Origin of the sequence: Halomonas halmophila (assembly GCF_006540005.1) — a bacterium.
Classification (GTDB): Bacteria; Pseudomonadota; Gammaproteobacteria; order Pseudomonadales; family Halomonadaceae; genus Halomonas; species Halomonas halmophila.
This window is the reverse complement of the sequence record NZ_BJOC01000074.1, coordinates 1-1,960: the sequence shown is the minus strand read 5'-3', so window position 1 is coordinate 1,960 and position 1,960 is coordinate 1. Positions and strand designations below refer to the sequence as shown.

General features: G+C 68.5%; 1 protein-coding gene. It reads left to right on the top strand.

The window, feature by feature from the left end:
* Positions 1–1,960: transketolase (gene tkt / locus HHA01_RS14620; protein ID WP_141322031.1), on the top strand; the 1,960-nt coding region annotated here is incomplete at both ends.

Here is a 1,960-nt window from a genome sequence, read left to right as displayed (position 1 = left end):
AGAAGGCCAACTCCGGGCACCCCGGTGCCCCCATGGGCATGGCCGACATCGCCGAGGTGCTGTGGAACGATTTCCTTCAGCACAACCCGGCCGATCCTCACTGGCCCGACCGTGACCGCTTCGTGCTGTCCAATGGCCACGGCTCCATGCTGCTCTATTCGCTGCTGCATCTCTCCGGCTACGAGCTCGGCCTCGAGCAGCTGCAGAACTTCCGTCAGCTGCACTCGAAGACCGCCGGTCATCCCGAGTACGGCTATGCGCCGGGCATCGAGACCACCACCGGCCCCCTCGGCCAGGGCCTGGCCAATGCCGTCGGCCTGGCCATCGCCGAGCGCACCCTGGCCGCCCAGTTCAACCGCCCCGGCCACACCATCGTCGACCATCACACCTACTGCTTCGTCGGCGACGGCTGCCTGATGGAAGGCATCTCCCATGAGGTCGCCTCATTGGCCGGCACTCAGCAGCTCGGCAAGCTGGTCGCCTTCTATGATGACAACGGCATCTCCATCGACGGCGAGGTCAAGGGCTGGTTCACCGACGACACCGCCAAGCGCTTCGAGGCCTACGGCTGGCACGTGGTGCCCAACGTCGACGGCCACAAGCCCGAGGAGGTCAAGGCCGCCATCGAGCTCGCCCGCAGCCACGACGACAAGCCCAGCCTGATCATCTGCAAGACGGTGATCGGCTTCGGCGCGCCCAACAAGCAGGGCAAGGAGTCCTGCCACGGCGCGGCGCTCGGCGAGGACGAGGTCGCCGCGGCCCGCGAGCAGTTGGATTGGCCGCATGCGCCCTTCCATGTGCCGGAGGCGCTCTACCAGGGCTGGGACGCCACCGAGGTCGGCCAGCAGCGCCAGGCCGACTGGCAGGCCCGCTTTGAGCGCTATGCCGAGGAACATCCAGAGCTGGCCCGCGAGTTCCTGCGCCGCCAGCAGGGCGAGCTGCCCGCCGAACTGACCAGTGAAGCGCTGATCGAGCAGGCCCAGGACAAGGCCGAGACCACCGCCTCGCGCAAGGCCTCGCTGGCCTGCCTCAACGAGCTCGGCCCGCAACTGCCCGAGCTGCTCGGCGGCAGCGCCGACCTGGCGCCCTCCAACCTGACCGTGTGGAACGGTGCCAAGGTGATCGGCCCCGAGGGCTCGCAGGAAGGTGCCCCCGACGGCAACTACCTGCACTATGGCGTGCGCGAGTTCGGCATGGCCGCCATCGCCAATGGCATCGCCCTGCATGGCGGCTTCGTGCCCTATGCCGCGACCTTCCTGATCTTCATGGACTACATGCGCAATGCCGTGCGCATGTCGGCCCTGATGGGCGTGCGCAACGTCTATGTGTTCACCCACGACTCCATCGGCCTGGGCGAGGACGGCCCCACCCACCAGCCGATCGAGCAGCTGACCAGCCTGCGCACCACGCCCAACATGTCGACCTGGCGCCCGTGTGACGCCGTGGAGACCGCCGCCGCCTGGAACGCCGCCCTCAAGCGCCAGTCCGGCCCCACCGCCCTGGTGCTGTCGCGCCAGAACCTGCCTCACCAGGAACGCGACAAGCAGCAGCTGGCCGACATCCAGCGCGGTGGCTACATCCTGCGGGACAGCGCCGACACGCCGGAGCTGATCCTGATCGCCACCGGCTCCGAGGTCGGCCTGGCCATGGACGCCGCCGCGGCGCTCGCCGACAAAGGCCGCGCCGTAAGGGTGGTCTCCATGCCGTCCACCGATGTCTTCGATGCCCAGGACGCCGCCTACCGTCAGTCGGTACTGCCCGCCGAGGTCGGCAACCGCCTGGCCATCGAGGCCGCTCACCCGGACCTGTGGCACAAGTACGTCGGCCTCGAGGGCCGCGTCATCGGCATGTCCACCTTCGGCGAGTCCGCTCCGGCCGGCGACCTGTTCCCGCACTTCGGCTTCACCGTCGACAACGTGATCGAGGAAGCCGAGCAGCTGCTGGACGACGCCGCGGACTG